We start from the raw sequence: 21185 nt of genomic DNA, 5'->3' as shown, positions 1-21185 counted from the left end.
ATGGCAGGTGTCGCTGAAAGCCTTCCATTCCCGCCAGTCGTTGCTCTTGCATCCATCTTTATGTTTGCAGGTGCTGCAATGTCTGGTGCAATCCTTCTGCTTAAGAGGGTTTCCCCATGATGAAGAAACTATTCGCAGTCGTTGGTGTCACGTTGCTTCTGGCAGCGTGTCAGGAGAAAAAAGAAGTCGTCAAGCCGGTCGCCATGGAACTTAGTGTCGAAGCTGCGGGCTTCTACTGCCAGATGACTGTTTTGGATCATGAAGGGCCAAAAGCTCAAATTCACTTGGCAGGTAGCCCGTTTCCGTTGTGGTTCTCGCAGGTACGCGATGCAGTCGCCTTCACACGTTTGCCTGAAGAATCTAAAGATTACGTCGCAATCTACGTAAACGATATGGACAATGCAGTCAGCTGGGAGCAACCAGGCAACAACAACTGGGTTGATGCCGATGCAGCATACTTTGTTATAGAAAGCACACAGAACGGCGGCATGGGGGCACCTGAGGCAATTCCATTTGGCACACAAGCAGGTGCTGAGAAATTTTCCTCTGAAAACGGTGGTAAGGTTGTGAAACTGGCAGAAATTCCTGATGAGTACGTGCTCAAACCAGTTGAGTTCGAACTCAGTGATGCGTCGAGCAACTAGCCCAGACTATAAAATCTGAAGAATACAAAACGCTCCAGAAATGGAGCGTTTTTTGCGTCTAAACCAGTTTCACAGAATGGCAAGTTGTTTCAGTACTTGCAACGCTGCGGATAGCCAACCCTCAGATCCGGATCTCCAACCACAATCAGCTCATCAGGATCACACGTCACACTTTCCGTTGGGGAGCTGTCAAAAGGTCTGAATTTGAGTGCACGATGCCCGCAAATGAGTGTGGTTTCACCGCAAATAAACCCAACTTCTTCAGTGCTTCTATGCTTAACGATTGAACCAAGTTCAGGCTCACCAAAAGACATATCCGCAGTCAGCAAGTTCAAAAAATCAACTTCAGGATTCCCATCCGCAGCATGCTTACTCGCCGTTTTCAAGAGCTCCTCAAAAATATCATGCCGCGCAGTCGAATGTTGACTATCTACTTCGTTTGAATGTTCAGCGCGATTTAAGTCGATGGGCATAAGAGTTCTTTCAACTAGAGAACTAAAAGCAAATGTAAAAATACCAGTTCAGACAAACATCTGATTATGTCCAATCCTTATGCGCCTTTCACATAATCAGGAAAAGAGCACAAATTAAAGTTGAATTGGATAATAAATCCATATCGTAGATTTCAACAGCTGGAAAGGTAAATAAACTCAAGTTTTAAATAACCTGAGCAATGCACATTAAAAGTCGAAAAACAGAGGCACGACAAAAAAGCAATTTAACCTTTAAGATACAATAACTTAATTAAATAATACATGAGATCGAAAAGACACATTCATGACGTATGCACAGTTATTAAGTCAAATTCACTAGGTCAAAAATTGGAGAGAATAACTTCATATCGGCAAATGGAAATTAGGTAAATTCCCCCAACAATAACTGTGAAGCACTCACATTCACTGAGAAGATTAAACTGAAGGAAGTGAACTCGAAACGACATTGTCGAAAAGAGATTGACACGATATTCAATTTAGAGCGTGATATAACAAGTTGTTTGGAAAAAGACTTTGAATTTCTAACAACAGCGCCAAAGTGTCGGCAAGGCCGCAAGTAAATGCGTCTTATTGCTCATTTCGTTTCAGCATCTCGTGATAAATACGAGCAAACATCATGGAAACGAAATTCATAGGTCCTTTGCTACCCGAGCCATACACCTGTGCTTCGATTTCTAATGCCTGGGTCCACGCCTGATCGATTAAATCCAGATCAGTCTGATTCACATGCCCTTCCATCTCACTTAGAATCTCAGTGTCTTCTATAAAGTCGACATCATTAACACCGTGAATTCCGAAACGAAGAAACTGTTCGTTGACACCGAGTGCTAGTGCCAACTTTCCCAGAGTATCACCACGCGGATTATCTATTAAACCTTTTTCGATCTTATAAAGATTGTCATAACCAACGTTTGCACGTCTAGCTAAATCTTTGACTGTCAGATCATTCTGTTTTCTTAGTTTTTGAAGCCGCTGTTGCCAAGTCATAGTTGCTCTGCAGTCACTAAAAACATAGTCTCGTGGAGAAGTATTACAGTTAGTGCAATTAATCTATGACTAGATTGGTCGCAAATAAATAAGCAAATGAGATATCCGCAAGAAATTAGGGAGCAGCCTACTGCATTGTCTTTAGCCAATCTTCCTCCTCTTTAAAATTGCTGAAACAGCACTCCCACCAAAATTTTAGGTTGTAGATTCAGTTTCAGCAAAAAGTGACTTGTGCACCTGTTCTCCCACCTCTGATGTTTAGAACACCAATATTGGGCTTGTCAGATGGGAAGACCATGAGTAAATGGGGCGAAATCAATTCTGGAAGGGGATAAATGGTTGCCAAATAATCAAGGTACTGCCCATGCCGTCTATGGTATGGGGCGCTGGGGTAAAGGTCTTCTCTCTGTGCTGCCAAACGGCGATATAGCACTTAGTAATCCTTTGATGCCGGACGCTCCCAAGGTGAGTCTGCCGGAGATCGTTCACGACCTTGAACAACGTGGTATCCATTCTCCACTTTTGCTGCGCGTAAGTTCGTTCCTGCAAAACGAAATCGCTCACATCAACAATTCCATGGCAGATGCAATCAATCGCGTCGGCTACAAAGGCAAATATCGCGGTGTTTTCCCGATCAAGGTAAACCAGCAGGCGCAGGTTATCGACCGTATCGTTGAGTTTGGCCGTCCATACTCCTACGGCCTTGAAGCAGGCTCCAAGCCTGAGCTTGTTATTGCGCTTGCACACCGCTTGCCTAAAGAAGCCCTCATTGTTTGTAACGGTGTAAAAGACGAAGAGTTCATTCGACTTGCAATTCTCTCGCGCAAACTGGGTTTTAACACCATCATCGTGCTGGAAAGCCCGAAAGAACTCGACACCGTTATTAGTGTGGTTGAGGAGCTGGGTGAGGAGCCTTTGCTCGGCGTGCGAGTTAAACTGACGAACCAGATTGGCGGCAAGTGGGAAGAAAGCTCTGGCGATCGCTCCACATTTGGCATGAACACGGACCAGCTGGTCTCGGTGATTGACAAACTGCGCGATGCGAAACTCTTGCACTGCCTGAAGTTGCAGCACTCTCATCTTGGTTCGCAGGTTCCTGATGTTAACGACGTGCGCCGTGCCGTTGGTGAAGCCTGTCGTTACTTTGTCGAGCTGACAAGGGAAGGGGCGGAGCTAACCCACCTTGATCTCGGTGGTGGCCTCGGGGTCGATTACACTGGTGAGAAGAAGGCGATTGAAAACTCGACCAACTATTCGGTTGAGGAATACTGCGCCAATGTGGTGGAGACCGTTGCTTATGCAATGGATGAGGCAGAACTCACGCACCCCACATTGATCACTGAAAGTGGCCGTGCCGTTGTGGCGACCTCTTCAATGCTGCTCTTCAATGTTCTTGAAGCAACGCTGTTTGATGCGCCAACCGCACCTGAACCTGAAGCAGACGATCACCACATGGTCGCTGATCTCGCAGCTGTTGAGGGGTATCTTAACGCAGAACGGCTTCAGGAATGTTTGAACGACGCCTCATTCTACCGCAATGAGCTGCGTGCGCTCTTCCGCCGTGGGTACATCGACCTGCGCCAGATGGGCCGTTCCGAGCGCATTTACCTGCATTTGATGTCCAAGATTAAAGAGCTGGCGCCACCGACAGGGGTTGCTCCCGAGATCGACGAGCAGCTGGAGAAGGTGGCGGATATCTACCATTGTAATTTCTCTTTGTTCCAGTCCCTGCCAGACGTTTGGGCCATCGATCAGCTTCATCCGATCGTGCCGTTACAACGCCTGAATGAAGCACCGGATCGCCGTGCTGTTCTATCTGACATCACCTGCGACAGTGATGGTAAAGTAGACAAGTTCATTTTGGCCGACGGCATCTCACCATCTTTGCCAGTCCATACCCTCGAAGAAGGCAAGCCATATTATCTTGGCGTTTTCTTCGTTGGTGCCTATCAGGAAACGCTGGGTGATCTGCACAACTTGTTCGGCGACACCAATGTGGCAACCATTGACCTGCGCGCTGATGGTGGATTTGATCTGCTTCAGGAAGTTGAAGGTGATACAATCTCGCAGGTTCTTTCCTATGTGGAATATGATCCACGCGATTGCGTAGATGCTTTCCGCAAGCTTATCGATGAGGCGGTTTCCGCCGGCACACTGAAGAACGCTGATCGACGCACGTTGGTTGCCGCTTACCGCGACAGCATCAACGGCTACACTTACTACGAATAATCCAAGGACCGGGGAATAGGCATGAGTAAGACTCTGGTAATCGGCGCAGGCGGTGTTTCCTCCGCAGCCGTACATAAAATGGCAATGAATTCAGATATCTTTTCTGAGGTCACGCTCGCATCTCGTCGCAAGTTTAAATGCGATGATATTGCAACAAGCGTGAAGGCAAAGACAGGTGTTACCATCAAGACAGCTGAAGTTGACGCGATGGACGTTGCAGCGGTTGTTGCGCTCATCAAAGAGAGCGGCGCTGAGCTGCTGGTAAATCTAGCTCTGCCGTATCAGGACCTGAAGCTGATGGATGCCTGTCTGGAAGCTGGCATCAACTATCTGGACACCGCAAACTACGAGCCGGAAGACGAAGCCAAGTTCGAATACCACTGGCAGTGGGCCTATCTGGAGCGTTTCAAAGAGGCTGGCTTGACCGCAATTCTTGGCTCTGGCTTTGATCCGGGGGTTACTTCGGTCTTCGCAACATGGCTGAAAAAGCACAAGCTAGACACCATCCGCCAGATTGACGTTCTTGATTGTAACGGCGGCGACAACGGCAAGGCATTTGCAACCAACTTCAACCCGGAAATCAACATCCGTGAAGTAACAGCAGATGCACGCCATTGGGAACAAGGCGACTGGGTCAGCTCACCCGCCATGACCCACAAGGTTGCTTTCGACTTCCCGGGCGTTGGTGAGAAGAACATGTACCTCATGTACCATGAGGAACTGGAAAGCATGAAAACGCACTTCACCGAGATTGAACGTGCGCGTTTCTGGATGACGTTCGGCGATGCTTACATCAACCACGTCCGCGTGCTTGAAGGCATTGGCATGACCTCAATTGAGCCTGTCATGCACGAAGGTAAGGAAATCATCCCGCTGCAATTCCTGAAGTCCGTTCTGCCAGATCCAAGCGATCTGGGCGAGCTGACAAAAGGCAAGACCTGCATTGGCGACATTGCAACCGGTCAGGCGAAAGACGGCTCCGGCGAGAAAACCTATTACATCTACAACATCTGTGACCACGAAGAGTGTTATGCAGAAGTAGGTTCTCAAGCTGTTTCCTACACCACCGGTGTACCTGCGATGATTGGTGCCGCCCAAATCCTGAAAGGGAACTGGAATGAGCCGGGCGTGTGGAACATGGAACAGCTGGATCCAGACAACTTCATGGACATGCTGAACGAGCACGGCCTGCCTTGGCAGGTTCATGAGCTCGACGGTCCGGTTCAGTTCTAAGCTCATGGCAGAAATGATGCAGACACAGGCTGGTGATGCGGGGGCCTTCAAAGAGTTTGATCTCTCCCGTGTGCCAAGCCCCTGTTTTGTCGTTGATGAGGTTGCGGTTCGCCGCAACCTCTCTGTACTTAAGGACGTAGCAGACCGCTCAGGCGCTCATGTCCTCGCTGCACTAAAGGCTTTTTCCATGTTCGCACTAGCGTCAGTGGTGCGCGAATATTTGGATGGCACCTGTGCATCGGGGCTTTATGAAGCACGACTAGCCCGACAGAAGTACGGTGGAGAAATCGCAACGTTCTGTGCTGGATATAAAGCAAGCGAGATTGATGAGATCATTGGTTACACCAACCATATGATCTTCAATTCACCAGCTCAAAAAGATCGTTTCCTTCCAAACATCCGCGCTGCTGAGCACAATGTAGACGTAGGCCTGCGTATCAATCCTGAGCACTCTGAAGGTGAGGTCGAGAAATATGACCCATGTGCTCCATGTTCTCGCCTGGGTTTTCCAATCTCGCAGTTAAATGCAGAGATGCTGAAGGGCGTTGACGGCATTCATATGCACACATTGTGTGAGCAGGAATTCGAACCGCTCCAGCGCACGTGGGAAGCAATAAAAGACAAGCTTGAACCATATTTCTCACAACTGAAATGGATCAACTTCGGCGGCGGCCACCACATCACCCGTGAAGATTACGACCGCGATGCGTTGATTGCCTTCATCAAAGATGTACGAAAAACGACCGGATTGGAAGTATATCTGGAGCCGGGCGAAGCTGTCGCATTGGACGCGGGCATTCTGATTGGTGAAGTGTTGGACCTACCAATTAACACCATGAATCTGGCGATTGTCGATATTTCCGCAACTTGCCACATGCCAGATGTGACTGAGGCTCCCTATCGTCCGGCGATGCTGGATGAAGCGGAGGAGGGGCATACATACCGCCTTGGCGGCCCATCGTGCCTCGCAGGTGACGTGATTGGCGATTACACCAGAGCAATGCCACTTAATGTTGGTGATCGCTTTGCTTTCCTCGATCAGGCTCACTACTCCATGGTTAAGACCAATACCTTCAACGGCGTTCCTCTGCCAACAATCGCGCTCTGGAACTCTGAAAGCGATAAACTCAAGATCATTCGCGAGTTCTCTTACAACGACTTCTTGAGCCGTCTTTCCTAAAGGTACGAAATGTCTGTTTTTCTTGACAGTGAGCTGACTGAAGCAGAACGCGAAGCAGAAGACGCTCTCTTTACGATTATTCCGGTTCCCTTGGAACGCACTGTCTCTTATGGTTCGGGTACAATAAAAGGTCCCGAAGCAATCATTGAGGCCAGCAATGAGCTGGAGCGTTGTTGTAACGGCGTTGAACCGTGCGCCTCCGGCATTGCAACGCAAAGCCCAGTCGACTGCGATGGACCTCTGCCAGAAGTTATGGAGCGTCTCGCTCAACGTACAGAAGAAGCGGTTAAAGCAGGCAAAATTCCAGTCACTCTGGGTGGTGAGCATTCTTTGTCCTACGGCGCAGTCTCAGGCGTAGCCCGTGCACTTGGTAAGCCAGTAGGCATTGTGCAAATTGATGCGCACGCAGATCTTCGCATCGCTTATCAGGGCGAAAAGCATTCCCATGCTTCTGTCATGAACCTCCTAGTAGAAGAGGGGAACTCTCTGGCACAGTTCGGCGTGCGCGCGCTTTGCCAGCAGGAGATGGGCAGCCGCAAAGACAACAAAGTGTTTTTTGTCGACGCCGAAGAACTGGTCACCAAAGGGCTGCACACTGTTGACCTGCCAGAGGATTTTCCTGAGCACATCTACATCTCCTTTGACGTAGATGGCCTCGATCCCTCTCAGATGCCAGCAACTGGGACCCCAGTACCGGGAGGCCTTGGATATTACCAGTCACTGCACCTGGTAGAGCATGCACTAAAAGGCCGCAAATGCGTTGGTCTCGACGTGGTTGAACTGGCGCCAGATGGAAATGCCGCATGGGATTTTACAGCAGCTCAGATCACCTATCGCCTGATGACTGCTGCAATGATCTCGCAAGACTAAAAGTATAATATTTTCAACAAACACGAAGAGCTGCAATCGCACGTTTGCAGCTCATTTTTATTGGAGGCAAGCAAGACACCTCTAGCTCACCTCACCACAAGACCCAGCTCTTTTGCTCACTCACTCAATTGGATGCACACAACTCCGTTTGCGTCTTCTTCCGCATCCTCCAGTGTGTGTTGCACTTCTCCAGCCAGACGAATGCTTTCCTGAACCAGCACGATATAATGAGGAGTCGCTTTGAGCTTGTTGTCTCGAATATAGTCCAACGTCCGCTCATGATTAATGCCGATATCGCAAAAATTATCCATGGTATCGACCAGGAAGATCTCTTTGATCATTTCCTCTACCGTTTGCGCAGCAACAGGCAATACAAATAGGCAGGTAAGAGCCCCAGCCAAAATCAATCGCTTCATGACAAAATCCCCATGGAGAAATTGACAGTTTGGCGTCACCATATTCACATGTCCACCAGGTAGATCTTGCTAAGGCATTCTTTGATTACTACGAGCTAAACACTTCCAGCCGCTCGTTTATTGATGGCCAGTATCGAGAATTTGATTGGGAAGGTTTAGCGGGAAACTACCTGAACCGGGAGCGTGCCTTCAGAAGCAAGACAACAAAAAACCCACCATAAAGGTGGGCTCTTTTGTATTACCTATCAATAAGATAGATGGCGGAGAGGGTGGGCTTCGAACTGCCATGTCAACCATTGAAATAATTGAGTTTTTTCATGTTTACAAGTCGATATGTTACCCATATTGTTACCCCAAACGGGTAACAAATGGATTCGGTTGTACAATGGCTAGAACTATCGGCAGCGGGAACCCTGACTATTTGTCCGTCAAGGATGGACGGTGGATATATGTTAGACGTGTTCCGGAGGTTTTCAGAGCATTCGATAAACGCACATTCGCAAGGGCGTCCACAGGGATTCTTGTTTCAGAAGATCCAAAAGGACTACGTGCCGCGAGAAGTGCCGCAAAGATAAATGCTGATACTGAGGAATATTGGCGCGGCCTTGCTGATGGTCAAGCGAAAGAAGCAAAGAAGCGATATGAAGCCGCAAGGCGACGGGCAAGGGTGCTAGGCTTCGATTATGTGACCTCTGATGAAGTGGCCGGGCGACCTCTCAATGAAATCATGGCACGGTTAGGGGCCCTTCAGACAACTCAACATAGACCTCCAATCGTGGACGTGGCGGGCGCTCTTGGTGGTGAGAAAGCACCCCAGATCCAGATTGAGGAATTATTCTCTGAGTTTGAGAAGACACAAAAAACTTATCTATCAAACATGTCCAAGGACCAAGTAAGACGGTGGAGAAACCCGAAGATACTTGCCTTAAAAAGCCTAACTGAAATCACCGGGAACAAACCTCTCCTAGAATTTACCCGTAATGACGCCATTGATTTTCGTGAGTGTCTGCAAGATCGCGTGGAGGCTGGGCAAATCCAAATTGGAACCGCCAACAAACAAATCGGGCACATTAATAAAATGATGCGCACGATTATCAATCATTTCAGGTTGGATATGGTTTCCCCGTTTGGAGAATTGCGGCTTGAGGGCGAAAGGACAGAACAACGTCACCCATTCGACCCTAAGTTTGTTCAAAAGAATATCCTGGCAGATGGTGCGCTTGATGGATTGAACGCAAGCGCTAGGTCTATTCTGTACTTAATCGTTGAGACTGGATTGCGATTGTCAGAAGCGGCAAATCTGACCGAGAACACGATACACCTTGAAGGGAAGGTGCCTTATATTGAGGTTGTTCCAGAAGAGCGACTTCTGAAGCAAGATCACACGACCAGAACTATTCCACTTGTCGGTGTGTCCCTTATGGCAATGCAGGAGTTTAAACGAGGCTTCAGCCGCTACCACGACAATGCTGGAAGCCTCTCTGCAACGGTGAACAAATTTCTGCTTGAAAATGACTTAAGGCCGAACCCACGAAAGCATACGGCTTATTCGTTGCGTCACACATTCGAGGATCGGCTGACTGCGGTTGAAGCGCCGGAGAAGATTATTGCAATGCTTATGGGGCATAAACTCCAGCGACCTAAATACGGTCACGGCCCAACCTTGGAGCATAAAGGGGAGTGGCTTCAGCGGATTGCCTTTACGCCACCTTCAAGGGTTTGAGGTGGGTTTGAATTCAAGAACTGTACTGCGCGCTCACGTGGTGAAAGTTTGTTTAGTTCTGCTTCCAGCCTATCAAAAATGGGGGCGTACTGCTCGCCGTACTCAACAACAATCCATGCTGCAAAGCGCGTTGCCTGTTCCAGTTCTTGATAGGTTGGGCCTTTCTTCATGGCGTCACACTGCGCCTTCTCTGTCTTGCGCTGCTAGGAAGGCTGTTTGCATTTGCCAGCCTTGTTCCCATTTTTTGAAGCGTGGATCTTCGGTTATATAGAGATTGTCTGTGACTGCCTTGCCTGCGCTTGCTGCGTCTATGCCAAGCTGTTGGGCTTCGTCCAGATCGCCTTCCAGCATGCCAAGGGCGTGCATGTAGAGGTCCAGCATGGATTCCTTCTCTTCGCGCTCTGATGGCTTCTGCTTTTTGATTTTCAGGATTGCCCGCATGGTGGGCACGTCAAACCCGTTGCCCTTAGCTTCCGCAAATACGTCTTTGATGTCGTCGGCAATGCCCTTCTTCTCGCCTTCCAGCCGCTCAATGCGATCAAAGAAACTTTGCAGGTGATCGGCGGCAATGCCGGAGCTGTTAGACCCTGTTGGTGTTTTGGCTGGTGTTGCCTTTTTCGGGGCGGCCTTTGCCGGAGTGGTTTTCGCCTTAGGCTTGGTGGTTGCAGCTTTGGTGCTTTGTGCCTGCTTGGTATCTTCGGATGCTGATTCCGCTTCTGGGGTGGTTTTGCGAGGTGCCATGTTGAACCTCACTGAGTTGGAGCAATGGAAAGGGCGCGGTTTGCCCCGCTAGAAAAGCGGATGGCGATAATTTGCGCAAGTTCGCCGCGCTCGCTCAAAGAGAGGGGCGCAGCCTCAACCAACCGTTCGAGGCTGAATATTTCTGGCTGAAGTAAGCCATAATAGCTTGAAAGGCTGTGCTCGCTTTGAGGGCAATGGGTATTCGTCAAATCAAAAGTACGCATGACTACTCCTGTCATTGATGGCAGAGATTAATCTCGTAATCAGGTTCTTGCTTTGCGAAGCAGATTATCCACAAAATGCAGAACATACAGAAAGAATAAATCTACGAAATGTGGATTGTCAATCAATGTAATCCACGAAACGTAGATTTATTAGTTGACCTTCTTTTGATTGATGCAAATATTTGACGCACTCAGGGGTATAGAGCTGCGCACTTAAATAGCTGCTCTTTGTATGGAAAGAATCTTTAGTGTTGAGAAAATTCAGAGTGTTCTGATGAAGGGTGAAAAGAGTTCACTGATGCGTTGGAATTGCTCAACGAGGGTCTTGTGTGCATTGCAATTCTAATTGGTTTATTAACGCCAAGTAAACGAATCATCGTTGTTAAATATCGGACACTTAGGGGATGTGGGAGGTCGTTTTGGACCAAGAAGAACGCTTCCAGTTGTTGTTAAAAGGGGCTCAATCGTCCCCATTATCGTTCGATTTATTAGAGGCATTGTCTCGTAATATGGACATGAGTTCATTGGCCATTTTGGTGGGCAATGCATCAATGTTGCCTAAATATATGAAGTCCATTGAGATCCCATATCGCTCACGCAGCTTTATTGCGCCGGGTATTGAGACGCGGAAGTCTCCGGTTTCCCATTGATTGTAGGATTTGTATTGAATGTCGGCATTTGCCGCGAAATCCTTCTGGTTCATACCGAAGTATTTTCTCACAGCTCTAAGTCGTATTGCGGAATCCGCGTAACGTCCTGAAATCACTCTTCTAGTCATGGATCGCATTCTATCATAATCCAATAAATGTAGACTATGTTGTATTTATGGTGTTGACTATAATCTATGAAACGTTGATTTTTATCGCATGTGTAACGCACGCGAAATCGCTCAAACGCTTGGCAGGAAGAATATTCAAGATGCTCTCGGGGTTAAGTCGGGCGCTGTAAGCGCTGCCGTTGTGCGAGGGCAATTTCCTGCTTCGTGGTTTCATGAGATGGAACAGTTGGCGCTTGCCGCCAATTTAGAACTGCCACGCCATCTCTTTCATTGGAGACGTGGTAAGGGGAGACGGAAAGCTATGGGACCGTGACCGCCACAAGCCGCTAGGGCTGTTCTGAGGGTATAGTTACAAGTCACCTTGTTAGCTTCAATCCCTTTGTAATCAGAGCGCGTATTCCGCCACTGATTTTCTAGTTCTCACTTATCCAATTATCCGCACTGCTCAGGAGGTTATAAAATGCCTAGACCTGTTAACCGTCCCCGTTTGTCTTTTATTCCTGCTGGTGTGTTTGAGGATCGGCGGTTGAAACCGCGTGATATTCAGGTGCTGGGCGTCCTTTGCTGCTCCACGGACGGCAACGGCGTGACCTATCGCAGTCAGGTAAAGATTGCCCGGCAGTTGGAGATTGCCCGTTCTACGGTGCAAAAATCCATTGGCAACCTGGTTAAGGCTGGGTGGCTCCGGGTGATGGCTGGTATCCGCCCTGATGGAGGCAGTTGTTCCCACACCTACCGTGTGATGCGGGCGCTCAAAGAAGAGGAGGAAGAGCAGGGCGACCTTATAGAGGATGTTCCGCATACAGCTCATGTAAACGAGCTTAAAGCTTCGCATGAAAATCGGCAGGCCCTGCCACCCCAGATCGGCACCTATAAGAACGAGTCCTTAAAACCTAAAGAAGAAGAAGACAAAGCGGCTGCGAGTAGGTCTTTTTGCGAAAACGCTTCTCCACTCTCACAAACTCCCACAATTGCGGATAGAGCCGGGCAAAGGTTTGTTGAGGGCTGTAGCCGGTTTCTACAGTCACTTGGACTGGACCCAACGACAGCACAGGTGCGGGGCGGCCTAAATCCGGTTTGGGGCTGGTTGATCCATGGATGCGATCTTGAAAAGGACGTAAAACCCACGATTGCCCATGTTTTGGGGCGTGCGCCGGAGCAACCGCGCAGCCTCAACTACTTCACCCGCGCCATTCTTGCGGCCAAACGCAGCCGGGAAGAGCTGGGCAAGATTGAAGGCCGGTTTATCCCTGATGGCAGCAAGGCCAAAGCAGCGCGGGCGCGGGATCTGGACAGATCCGCAGAGCGTTGCCGGGCGGCGATTACCAAAGTGTTTGGTGAGGGCTATGCATGAGCGCGGCCGCACAGACAAAATCAACCAATGACCTCATAGCGCAGCACTTTTTGAGCACGTTGGGCGGTACTTTCAAAAAAGTGCCAGGCAGCAACGAGGAAGCCTATTTCACCTCTTTGCGAGAGAAGCTGAGCGGGTTTTCAGAGGACGTGCTGAAAGCCGGGGCCGATGCGTTGGTGCTGGCCGCAAAAAGCACTGTCTGGCCGTTTGTTGGAGAGTGCGTGAAAGCCTGCACAGAGGCACAACGGCAGCTGGAAGGCGCACCAGAACCAAGCCTGCAGGTGGGCGGCTATCCTTGGCCGGAGCATGTGGCCATCAAGGTGATGGTGGGAGCGAATGCAGACACTGCGCTTTCGGCCTGCCTTGCTGGCTGGCAAGCGGATCTTGTGGACTTTGTGCGCCGGGAAAAGCGCCTGCCGGATATGGCGGAAACTGAAACTCTCGTGGTCGCCACAATGGAGCGCAACCGGCGCGTGGCCGGGCAGGTGAAGACTGCTCTGGATGTGTTGCGCGGCGAAACCACACGGGAGCTTGCAGCGCTCCCACCAAACCATCCCATTCAGTTGATGGCAGATACATTTGAGCGGCGGCGTGAACGGCTGGCGGGCCTGATCGCTAACGAGGTTTTACGACATGGGGAGATGCAGGATGTTGAGCTCTAAGAATATAGATCCACTCCGCTTGCGCGGCACCAAGAAAGAGCAAAAGCAGGAAGCGTTGCGCCGGGCAAAGTATCAACGCGGGCAGGCGCTGGAATGGTTATACAACAACAAACACATCACCAAGCTGCAATACCTGGCAGGCTGCAAGATCCGGGCGTTGTATGCTGAATGCGAGGGGCAAGCCAGCTCCATTGACTTCACCCAACCCCGCGTCGACTGCAGCCGCAAAGTGCGCGACTGGCTTCTTGTCTCCACCACAGACGCAAACAGAACCCTAGCACGGATCGCAGCCCTCTTGGGGCCTGATCAGTCGCAAGCGGTGTTCGCCATCGCCGGGCAGGGCCTATCCATCACAGAAGCGGCCATAGGCTTTGAAGAGAACGAGGCAAAGCGGGGGGCGGGGACGCCAAGCAGAGCGACGCGAGATTATGTTTCGACGTTGATGCGTAATGGGTTGGGGCATGTGGCGGGAGAGTTAGTGGAGTAAGTTCCTACTTATTGAAGCAAATCATTTGCAAATGGATATTGGCAGGATAAAGATAGTATCTCATTGTTCAAAAATATGTTCATGGATTCTAATGATTGTAGAGAATGCTAATTCCAGCGCTGTTTCTTTTCCAGAATTTCTTAACCAAGCTAAAGATTCTGGCGGCTCAGAACTTGCAAATTATCAGATTTTCGTGGAACGGCTTTGTAACCACTTAGCCCTTCCAGCACCACAGTTTGCATCAGAACAAAATCAACTGAACGATTATGTATTTGAGCGCCGAATTGCTTTTAAGCATCCTGATGGCAGCTCTACCAATGGTCGTATAGATCTTTACAAGCGTGATTGCTTCATTTTAGAAGCCAAACAATCAGCAAAACGAAAGAATTTACTGCCCAAAGATGCTGATCAATTGGCACTCCTCCCAGAAGATGCCAAGCAGCACAAACCCGGCCAGGCTAAGCGCGGTACTCGTCAATGGGATAAGGTGATGCTGTCTGCGCGCAAGCAGGCGGAAGATTATGCCCGCGCGTTACCTGTTGAGCACGGCTATCCACCCTTCTTGTTGATTGTGGATGTTGGCAATGTGATTGAGGTCTTTGCAGACTTTTCTGGTCAAGGAAAAAACTATGCGCACTTCCCGGATAGGCAGTCCTATCGCCTTGCCATGGATGACCTTCTTAAGGAAGATGCCCAGGAAATGCTGCGCGGTATCTGGACAGATCCGCACTCATTAGATCCCGCTAAGAAATCGGCAGAAGTTACACGAGATATCGCAGATCGTCTCGCGAAGATAGCAAAACGCCTTGAAAAGCGCCATGACCCTAAAGATACAGCTGAATTCTTGATGCGCTGCCTGTTCACCATGTTTGCAGAAGATGTTGACTTGCTTCCTCATGGTGGTTTCGAGCAGATTCTTGGACAGATGAAGGACACGCCTGACAACTTCGTTCCAGCACTTGAAAGCCTATGGAAAATCATGGATCAGGGGGGGTACGTTCCCCATCTCAATAGTGTTGTTAAACGCTTCAACGGATCACTGTTCAAAAACAGTAAGGCGCTGCCATTGGAAGCAGATGAAATCCATGAAATGTGGGTCGCTTCCAAGCGTGATTGGAAAGACGTTGAACCAGCCATTTTTGGTACGTTGCTGGAACGAGCATTAAACCCCAAAGAACGTTCAAAGCTGGGAGCCCACTATACGCCCCGCGCCTATGTTGAGCGCTTGGTTGTGCCAACCATCATCGAGCCATTGCGCGAAGATTGGGAGATGGTACAGGCTCGTATTCAAGATTTACATGATGAAGGTAACGATAAGGCAGCCTTGCAAGTGGCGCGTGACTTTCATCATAAGCTCTGTACCACCCGCGTTCTTGATCCAGCTTGCGGCACTGGAAACTTTCTTTATGTCTCGCTGGAGCTAATGAAGAAGTTGGAAGGTGAAGTTCTCGACATCATAGAAAGTCTTGGTCAGGAAAGTACCCAGGGCGGAAGCCAAATTAACCTCATGATGGAAGGTGAAACGGTAAGCCCAAAGCAGTTCTTTGGCTTAGAACTTAACCCGCGTGCTGTTCCAATCGCCGACCTTGTTTTGTGGATTGGTTATCTCAAATGGCAGTTGCGCACGGTAAGCTTGAGCCAGATTGCGGAACCAATCCTGCATGCATACGGCACCATCAAACAGCAGGATGCAATTCTTGCTTTTGATAACAAGACATTGATTGTTGATGAAACTGGCAAACCACTCACAAGATGGGATGGTTACACAAAGAAACTACATCCAATCACCGGTGCCGAAGTTCCAGATCCAGACTCGAGGGTGGACGTATACAGCTACGAAAATCCGAAACCTGCCATTTGGCCAGAGGTCGAGTTTATTGTCGGTAATCCACCTTTCATTGGCGGTAAAGACATGCGGGCAGAACTTGGGGATGGCTATGCACAAGCATGTTGGAAAGCTCGCCCGAAAGTTCCTGGTGGTGCAGATTTTGTTATGCAATTTTGGGATGAAGCTGCCCTTCACTTATGTAGAAAAGGTACTAAAGCAAAACCTAATCCGTTGCGTCGATTTGGTTTCATCACAACGAACTCAATTACGCAAACATTCTCACGTCGTGTGATCGAAAAATACACCTCGGCAAAAACACCGCTTTCGCTCATTTATGCAGTACCGGACCACCCTTGGATGAAAGCAAGTGACAAAGCTGCTGTACGCATTGCCATGACAGTTGCAAAGCAAGGAGAGCATGAGGGCATCCTTGCTGAAGTCGTTAGTAGCAAGGGGCTTAACACCGATGCCCCTCAGGTGGAGCTGGAACAAAAGACGGGAGTTGTTCGAGCGAACTTTATGATTGGTACAGACCTGTCTCAGCTTCAAGCTCTCCAGGCAACAAATTTACTTTCAAGTAAGGGAGTAATGCTGGTGGGAAGTGGATTTATCGTGAAACCTGAAAAGGCGCAGAAGCTTGGTTTGGGCAAAGTGCAGGGCCTGGACCGGCATATTCTCAAGTATTGCAATGGTCGTGACTTAGCGCAGAAACCTCGCGGCGTAATGGTCATAGATCTTTACCCGCTGAAAATAGAAGATGTAAGAGATCGCTTTCCAGCCGTCTATCAGCATGTTTTAGAAACTGTGAGGCCTGAGAGAGAGCAAAATAATGAGGAATTTAGACGACAGTACTGGTGGTGGTTCGGTCGTAGACACTCTGATCTAAGAGGGTTCCTAAAGGGGCAGTCGCGTTATATTGCGACAATCGAAACTTCTAAGCACCGTTTTTTCCAGTTTTTGGCTGAAGACGTTCGCCCAGATAATAAACTTGTAAACATAGGCTTGGAGAAACCAGATTCTTTAGCCTATTTATCATCGAGAGTTCATACTGCTTGGTCTATGGCGACTGGAGGCTGGTTAGGTGTCGGAAATGACTCTGTTTATGTTAAAACCAAGTGTTTTGATTCATTTCCTTTTCCCAATTGTGCCACTGATAAGAGTAACTTAAAGCTAACTGAACAGATTAAGGCTTTGGGAGAAAGATTAGATGTGTTCCGAAAAGAACGCCTCGTAGCACACGATTTCCTAACGATGACTAGTTTGCTTAATGTGCTAGAACGAGTGCGAGAACTAGATAACGGTTGCCCTGTTGAACCTTTGACTGAACGAGAAATAGCTATCTATGATGCTGGGCTTATAGCGGTTTTAAAAGAGATACATGATGACATCGACCGCACTACGTTTGAAGCCTATGGTTGGGAAGATTTAGTCCCCACATTGGTTGGAAAACCAGGGGCAACTACTCCAAGCTTACACAAATCCGCAGAGCAAGAAGCCGCGGAAGAAGAACTGCTCTCCCGTCTAGTTGCACTCAATCAGGAAAGAGCTACAGAGGAGCGTCAAGGGATGGTGCGTTGGCTACGCCCTGACTATCAAGTTCCCAAGCTTGGCCCCAAGGTACCAAAACCAAAAGAAGGGGTAGAGATACAGGATGCCCTTACCCTTACCAGTGCTCAGGTCGATACAAAACTCGCTTGGCCAAAAGATGGACTGGAGCAAATCAAAATGGTGCGCGATATCCTTTCCAAAGCACAAACACCAATCGCGGCGGAAGTCCTATCTGCCAATTTCTCCGGCCGCAATACGCCTAAACGTAAAGGTCGTGTTGCTGATGTCCTGAAGACCCTTGTGATAACGGGTGCAGCCAGGCAAACAGTCGAAGACGCCCCACGTTACTTTTTACCGCGTTAAGGGTTGGAGTTAGAAAACATGGCAGATGTGATTAATTGCCGGACCTTTATTATTGAAGAAGAAGGTTTTCCTGACCTCTCGCAATTGATGCTTGCAACAGTTGAAGCCCTTCGGAAATTAGGCGGTTCAGCTTCAATCCATGAAATGGATGAAACAGTTATTGAGCGGGAAGGAGTGAGTGAGGAAGAACAAGCTATATTAATGCCGAATGGTCGGTATCAGCGCTTGAACTACTATCTTGCTTGGGCGCGAACTTACTTAAAACGTGGTGGTGCGCTAGAAAATTCATCTCGTGGTGTATGGGCTTTGACCGAGAGAGGAGAGACAATTTCTTCTCGTGATGAAACCTTCGCGATTTGGGAGCTGGTCAACCAGGAAGAAAAAGAGCGCGCTCGCCAAAAGCGCCGAGCTGCGAAAAAAACGGGAAAACCTGCACCTGCGAGATCTGAACTGCCGAGTAATGTCATTGAAGAGACGGATGACTATAGTGATTGGAAGTCAGAGCTGTTGGAAAAACTAAAATCAATCGACCCATCAGCATTTGAACGATTATCTCAACGGCTTTTGCGTGAGGCTGGATTTGTGAAGGTCGAGGTGAGGGGGAAAACTGGCGATGGCGGTATTGATGGTGTTGGTGTTCTCAGGGTGAACCTGGTTTCCTTTCAAGTCTACTTCCAGTGTAAGCGTTACAAAGGAAGCGTAGGTGCGAAAGAAATTCGTGATTTCAGAGGGGCACTACAAGGTCGGGCGGATAAAGGGTTATTCATCACTACTGGAACATTTACCAGTCAAGCGTCTGATGAGGCGACACGGGATGGTGCTATCGCTATTGATCTAATTGACGGTGACCGTCTCTGTGAATTGTTAAAGCAGTTTGATCTTGGCGTAAAAACTGAGATGATCGAAAAAGTCACGGTAACAGGAGAATGGTTTGGTGCGATTTAGCAGAAAACTATTCTAAGCAAATGCTGGAGTTGCCTTGACAGGTGCAGCACTAACCGGCATGATTCAGACACGATGAATAAATGCGCCTTCAAGCTGTTACGGCTTGGGGCGCTTTTTCGTTGGGGGCTGCATGTTCCAGTACACCGCAAACTTTGATGAGGTCGCCAAAGGGCTGACCAATGCAGAGCAGCGGCAGGTGCCCTATGCAATCAGCTTGGCACTGAATGAGACAGCGCAGGATATCAAGACCAACAGTGAGAGAGCTTTAAGCAGGCGGTTGGATCGTCCAACACCCTTCACCAAACGCGGCCTTGCACTGAAGCGGGCAAGCAAGCGTAACCTATCGGCCGTTGTCTTCTTCAAAGACAGGCAAGCGGAGTATTTGGAGCTGCAAGAGAAGGGCGGAACCAGAAGGCCAAAGCGGAAAGCGCTGGCGGTTCCGTTCTCACAGCGGCTCAACAAATACGGCAACCTGCCACGGCGCAGCATTGACCGGCTGTTGAAGCGCCCGGATGTGTTTCAAGGTGAGATCAACGGTGTTGAGGGAATCTGGCAGCGCCCTAAGCGTGGCAAGCGCCGGGATAGTTCGCGGGGCACCAAGGGCCGCACGGGTTTAAAGCTGCTGGTTGCCTATGAGAAGAGCGCAGACTATCAACCGCGCCTGCGCTTTGAAGAGGGTGCGCGAAAGACTGCGGACGCCCGGATGAAACGCAACTTCCGGCGAGCAATGCAGAAGGCTCTGAAAACAGCCCGTTAAAACTTGGGGGCGTGTTTCCATATTCTGAAAAGTTTTGGGTCCTTCCTGGGCACGCGCCGGCCTGCGGGTAGTTCGGAACTGCGGGACATTGGTTTGTGTGGTGTGCGGAAGCACTTGGTGTTTTCGTTTCTGTTGTTGTTCGAGATGAAAGGGGGCGTGCATGGAGAATGTTGAACGCTATCCGCTCCCTGACGGTGTGGAAGATGTGGTGGTGAACAAGCGCCATCTTGCAGAAGCTTTTAAGAAAAGCCTGCCCACCATAGATCAATGGATTTGCGAGGGGATGCCTTGTGAGAGCAAGGGCACCAACGGGCAGGCATATGAGTTCCGGCTTTCGGTTTGCTATGCATGGCAGAAGGAAAGGGAAGCTTCAGAGGCTGCGGAAGAAGAGAAGATCCAAAGCAATATCCGGCAAATGCAGATGGCTTTGTTGGGTGGTGGGTCTGGCAATTCTGAAATGGCGCTGACACCAAGGCAGCGTAAGGAACTTTATGAAACTGAGGCAGCCTATAACAAGCTTGCGCAATCGCGCGGTGAATTGATCGCCCGTACTGATGTTGTTGCGTTGCTGGAACGGACTTTCTCAGCGGTTCGCAATGCGGTGAATGGCATGCCTGACCGCTTGTCTCGGGATGTTGGGTTGGATGGCCGCCAGTCAGAGGCAGCGGTTGTTGTTGCTGATGATCTGTTGGCGGAACTTCACCGGGAGCTTTCTGAATTCATGCAGACGATGAGCGCGGAAGAAAACACCGGGCAAGCTGGCATGCTGGAAGCCGCTGAATGAAGCTGACCTCGCACTGGAAAGTTAAACGAAATATCGGATAAATTAAGAAAGTAAAATATTTTTATATTGTTATTGCTGAACTGCATCTGCAATGTCATGGTATGCGGTGAATTCGGGGGGAGGTGTAGAATGATAGAGTGCAATAATATCGCGAATGTTACATCTGAATTTGGAATTATTTTATTTGTTGAAGACTTTAAAGCCTGCGAGAATTTTTATGAGCATATCTTAGGGCTCGAGATAATCGAGAGGGAAGGTAATCTGACAACCTTTCGGATGGGCCAGAATTATCTGATGGTTGAAAGGGGTGGTCACGGATCGTCACACCTAAAGAACCGAGGTCAGAACCCTTTTGTTTTGCGGTTTAACATGAATGATATTGACGCATCAATTGAAACACTTCGCGCGAATAACGTCCAGGTCAAGCGCCAAGTTTTTGATTGGGGTACAATCGCCGGATTTTGCGATCCTGATGGGAACTTGTGTGAGTTGAAATCGCCTGCGAGTGTTGGCGGTTGAGCCAATGAAGAGCACCAGCTTAGACTGGGTTAGCGTATCGTGAGTACGGCTCAAATGTGAAAAACGCCACAAATCTGATTTGAAATTATACCATGCCCAACTTCGAACTTCCGCCCCGTTCGCATGACTGGCGGCCGCCTGCGTATGCGAGTGCGGCCGGGTGCCTTGCTGATGCTTTGCCAATCCTTGCGCCGGTGCGGCGTATGTCGGTTTCAAGTTGGGCAGGTGGTGAGCGCAAGCTGCGGGACAACGGGGCAATCATCGCGTGGGATAACAAGGTAACACCTTACATGGTGGAGCCTATGGACATGAGTGCGTCCCGGCGCTTCCGGGGGACGGTGTTTGCAGGGCCTGCGCGTACTGGTAAAACGGATGCTTTGATAATCAACCGCATCGGGCAGGCGATCTGCTGTGAGCCT

Annotated in this window: 22 protein-coding genes; 15 read left to right on the top strand and 7 right to left on the bottom strand. The window is 49.2% G+C overall.

Annotated features, from left to right (window positions below):
- Positions 1–116: 116 nt before the first annotated feature.
- Positions 117–644, top strand: a complete 528-nt coding sequence (locus tag PsWM33_RS23270; RefSeq protein ID WP_063301796.1) for a nitrous oxide reductase accessory protein NosL — start codon at positions 117–119, stop codon at positions 642–644.
- Positions 645–733: 89 nt separating this feature from the next.
- Here the strand turns inward: PsWM33_RS23270 and PsWM33_RS23265 are convergent, their stop codons facing one another.
- Positions 734–1030, bottom strand: coding sequence for a hypothetical protein (locus tag PsWM33_RS23265; RefSeq protein ID WP_153040001.1), 297 nt, complete (start codon positions 1028–1030; stop codon positions 734–736).
- A gap of 675 nt (positions 1031–1705) precedes the next feature.
- Positions 1706–2125, bottom strand: coding sequence for a helix-turn-helix domain-containing protein (locus tag PsWM33_RS23260; RefSeq protein ID WP_057463902.1), 420 nt, complete (start codon positions 2123–2125; stop codon positions 1706–1708).
- A 339-nt stretch (positions 2126–2464) separates the two neighbouring features.
- Here PsWM33_RS23260 and speA point away from each other — a divergent pair, with 339 nt between their 5' ends.
- From speA to speB, 4 genes are read left to right on the top strand one after another with little or no spacing between them, the layout of a single operon-like run.
- Positions 2465–4354, top strand: a complete 1890-nt coding sequence (speA, locus tag PsWM33_RS23255) for a biosynthetic arginine decarboxylase (protein ID WP_082827123.1) — start codon at positions 2465–2467, stop codon at positions 4352–4354.
- Positions 4355–4375: 21 nt separating this feature from the next.
- Positions 4376–5587: a saccharopine dehydrogenase family protein gene (locus tag PsWM33_RS23250; protein ID WP_063301793.1), complete on the top strand. Its 1212-nt coding sequence runs from the start codon at positions 4376–4378 to the stop codon at positions 5585–5587.
- Positions 5559–6767 (top strand): carboxynorspermidine decarboxylase, encoded by a 1209-nt coding sequence (nspC, locus tag PsWM33_RS23245; RefSeq protein WP_208994718.1) that lies wholly within the window; start codon positions 5559–5561, stop codon positions 6765–6767. Before PsWM33_RS23250 ends, nspC begins: the two co-directional genes overlap by 29 nt.
- A 9-nt stretch (positions 6768–6776) precedes the next feature.
- Complete coding sequence (gene speB / locus PsWM33_RS23240) at positions 6777–7637, top strand: agmatinase (protein WP_063301791.1); 861 nt, start codon at positions 6777–6779, stop codon at positions 7635–7637.
- 116 nt (positions 7638–7753) lie between these two features.
- Here the strand turns inward: speB and PsWM33_RS23235 are convergent, their stop codons facing one another.
- Positions 7754–8053, bottom strand: a complete 300-nt coding sequence (locus tag PsWM33_RS23235) for a hypothetical protein (RefSeq protein ID WP_063297058.1) — start codon at positions 8051–8053, stop codon at positions 7754–7756.
- Positions 8054–8339: 286 nt separating this feature from the next.
- Here PsWM33_RS23235 and PsWM33_RS23230 point away from each other — a divergent pair, with 286 nt between their 5' ends.
- Complete coding sequence (locus PsWM33_RS23230; protein ID WP_206599028.1) at positions 8340–9776, top strand: tyrosine-type recombinase/integrase; 1437 nt, start codon at positions 8340–8342, stop codon at positions 9774–9776.
- Here the strand turns inward: PsWM33_RS23230 and PsWM33_RS23225 are convergent.
- The 4 genes from PsWM33_RS23225 to PsWM33_RS28905 form a co-directional block, all read right to left on the bottom strand.
- On the bottom strand, positions 9740–9946 hold the full coding sequence (locus PsWM33_RS23225; protein ID WP_063301790.1) for a hypothetical protein: 207 nt from the start codon (positions 9944–9946) through the stop codon (positions 9740–9742). The two genes, PsWM33_RS23230 and PsWM33_RS23225, sit on opposite strands and share 37 nt — an antisense overlap.
- Before the next feature lie 4 nt (positions 9947–9950).
- Positions 9951–10517: a DUF2312 domain-containing protein gene (locus tag PsWM33_RS28805; protein ID WP_082827122.1), complete on the bottom strand. Its 567-nt coding sequence runs from the start codon at positions 10515–10517 to the stop codon at positions 9951–9953.
- A gap of 8 nt (positions 10518–10525) precedes the next feature.
- On the bottom strand, positions 10526–10741 hold the full coding sequence (locus PsWM33_RS23215) for a hypothetical protein (RefSeq protein WP_063297911.1): 216 nt from the start codon (positions 10739–10741) through the stop codon (positions 10526–10528).
- Positions 10742–11201: 460 nt separating this feature from the next.
- On the bottom strand, positions 11202–11444 hold the full coding sequence (locus tag PsWM33_RS28905; RefSeq protein WP_063301789.1) for a helix-turn-helix domain-containing protein: 243 nt from the start codon (positions 11442–11444) through the stop codon (positions 11202–11204).
- Between the two features lie 535 nt (positions 11445–11979).
- Here PsWM33_RS28905 and PsWM33_RS23200 point away from each other — a divergent pair.
- The 9 genes from PsWM33_RS23200 to PsWM33_RS27485 all read left to right on the top strand — a co-directional run.
- Complete coding sequence (locus PsWM33_RS23200; RefSeq protein ID WP_063301787.1) at positions 11980–12873, top strand: helix-turn-helix domain-containing protein; 894 nt, start codon at positions 11980–11982, stop codon at positions 12871–12873.
- Positions 12870–13535, top strand: a complete 666-nt coding sequence (locus tag PsWM33_RS23195) for a hypothetical protein (protein ID WP_063301786.1) — start codon at positions 12870–12872, stop codon at positions 13533–13535. The genes PsWM33_RS23200 and PsWM33_RS23195 overlap by 4 nt, the downstream gene beginning before the upstream one ends.
- Entirely contained in the window at positions 13522–14022 is a 501-nt protein-coding gene (locus PsWM33_RS23190) for a hypothetical protein (RefSeq protein ID WP_063301785.1), read from the top strand. The genes PsWM33_RS23195 and PsWM33_RS23190 overlap by 14 nt, the downstream gene beginning before the upstream one ends.
- A gap of 91 nt (positions 14023–14113) precedes the next feature.
- Positions 14114–17761: a class I SAM-dependent DNA methyltransferase gene (locus PsWM33_RS23185; protein ID WP_063301784.1), complete on the top strand. Its 3648-nt coding sequence runs from the start codon at positions 14114–14116 to the stop codon at positions 17759–17761.
- Between the two features lie 18 nt (positions 17762–17779).
- Positions 17780–18706 (top strand): restriction endonuclease, encoded by a 927-nt coding sequence (locus tag PsWM33_RS23180; RefSeq protein ID WP_082827120.1) that lies wholly within the window; start codon positions 17780–17782, stop codon positions 18704–18706.
- Positions 18707–18836: 130 nt separating this feature from the next.
- Positions 18837–19463: a hypothetical protein gene (locus PsWM33_RS23175; protein WP_063301783.1), complete on the top strand. Its 627-nt coding sequence runs from the start codon at positions 18837–18839 to the stop codon at positions 19461–19463.
- Between the two features lie 160 nt (positions 19464–19623).
- Positions 19624–20247 (top strand): DUF1441 family protein, encoded by a 624-nt coding sequence (locus PsWM33_RS23170; protein ID WP_063301782.1) that lies wholly within the window; start codon positions 19624–19626, stop codon positions 20245–20247.
- 129 nt (positions 20248–20376) lie between these two features.
- Positions 20377–20766, top strand: a complete 390-nt coding sequence (locus PsWM33_RS23165; protein ID WP_063297623.1) for a VOC family protein — start codon at positions 20377–20379, stop codon at positions 20764–20766.
- Positions 20767–20969: 203 nt separating this feature from the next.
- Positions 20970–21185: phage terminase large subunit family protein (locus PsWM33_RS27485; RefSeq protein WP_193778454.1), on the top strand; the 216-nt coding region annotated here is incomplete at its 3' end.

Source organism: Pseudovibrio sp. WM33 (genome assembly GCF_001623165.1).
Lineage (GTDB): Bacteria > Pseudomonadota > Alphaproteobacteria > Rhizobiales > Stappiaceae > Pseudovibrio.
The sequence above is the reverse complement of the archived record's forward strand: the minus strand, read 5'-3'. Positions and strand labels throughout refer to the sequence as shown.

What these genes read in the sequence shown, in the direction of transcription:
- PsWM33_RS23225 (WP_063301790.1), bottom strand. Translation starts at nt 9,946, where the DNA reads ATGAAGAAAGGCCCAACCTATCAAGAACTGGAACAGGCAACGCGCTTT.
- PsWM33_RS23235 (WP_063297058.1), bottom strand. Translation starts at nt 8,053, where the DNA reads ATGAAGCGATTGATTTTGGCTGGGGCTCTTACCTGCCTATTTGTATTG.
- PsWM33_RS23250 (WP_063301793.1), top strand. Translation starts at nt 4,376, where the DNA reads ATGAGTAAGACTCTGGTAATCGGCGCAGGCGGTGTTTCCTCCGCAGCC.
- PsWM33_RS23200 (WP_063301787.1), top strand. Translation starts at nt 11,980, where the DNA reads ATGCCTAGACCTGTTAACCGTCCCCGTTTGTCTTTTATTCCTGCTGGT.
- PsWM33_RS23185 (WP_063301784.1), top strand. Translation starts at nt 14,114, where the DNA reads ATGATTGTAGAGAATGCTAATTCCAGCGCTGTTTCTTTTCCAGAATTT.
- PsWM33_RS23175 (WP_063301783.1), top strand. Translation starts at nt 18,837, where the DNA reads ATGTTCCAGTACACCGCAAACTTTGATGAGGTCGCCAAAGGGCTGACC.
- PsWM33_RS23270 (WP_063301796.1), top strand. Translation starts at nt 117, where the DNA reads ATGATGAAGAAACTATTCGCAGTCGTTGGTGTCACGTTGCTTCTGGCA.
- PsWM33_RS23180 (WP_082827120.1), top strand. Translation starts at nt 17,780, where the DNA reads ATGGCAGATGTGATTAATTGCCGGACCTTTATTATTGAAGAAGAAGGT.
- PsWM33_RS23230 (WP_206599028.1), top strand. Translation starts at nt 8,340, where the DNA reads ATGTCAACCATTGAAATAATTGAGTTTTTTCATGTTTACAAGTCGATA.
- PsWM33_RS23190 (WP_063301785.1), top strand. Translation starts at nt 13,522, where the DNA reads ATGTTGAGCTCTAAGAATATAGATCCACTCCGCTTGCGCGGCACCAAG.
- PsWM33_RS28905 (WP_063301789.1), bottom strand. Translation starts at nt 11,444, where the DNA reads ATGAACCAGAAGGATTTCGCGGCAAATGCCGACATTCAATACAAATCC.
- PsWM33_RS23260 (WP_057463902.1), bottom strand. Translation starts at nt 2,125, where the DNA reads ATGACTTGGCAACAGCGGCTTCAAAAACTAAGAAAACAGAATGATCTG.
- PsWM33_RS23170 (WP_063301782.1), top strand. Translation starts at nt 19,624, where the DNA reads ATGGAGAATGTTGAACGCTATCCGCTCCCTGACGGTGTGGAAGATGTG.
- PsWM33_RS23165 (WP_063297623.1), top strand. Translation starts at nt 20,377, where the DNA reads ATGATAGAGTGCAATAATATCGCGAATGTTACATCTGAATTTGGAATT.
- nspC (WP_208994718.1), top strand. Translation starts at nt 5,559, where the DNA reads ATGAGCTCGACGGTCCGGTTCAGTTCTAAGCTCATGGCAGAAATGATG.
- speB (WP_063301791.1), top strand. Translation starts at nt 6,777, where the DNA reads ATGTCTGTTTTTCTTGACAGTGAGCTGACTGAAGCAGAACGCGAAGCA.
- PsWM33_RS23195 (WP_063301786.1), top strand. Translation starts at nt 12,870, where the DNA reads ATGAGCGCGGCCGCACAGACAAAATCAACCAATGACCTCATAGCGCAG.
- PsWM33_RS28805 (WP_082827122.1), bottom strand. Translation starts at nt 10,517, where the DNA reads ATGGCACCTCGCAAAACCACCCCAGAAGCGGAATCAGCATCCGAAGAT.
- PsWM33_RS23215 (WP_063297911.1), bottom strand. Translation starts at nt 10,741, where the DNA reads ATGCGTACTTTTGATTTGACGAATACCCATTGCCCTCAAAGCGAGCAC.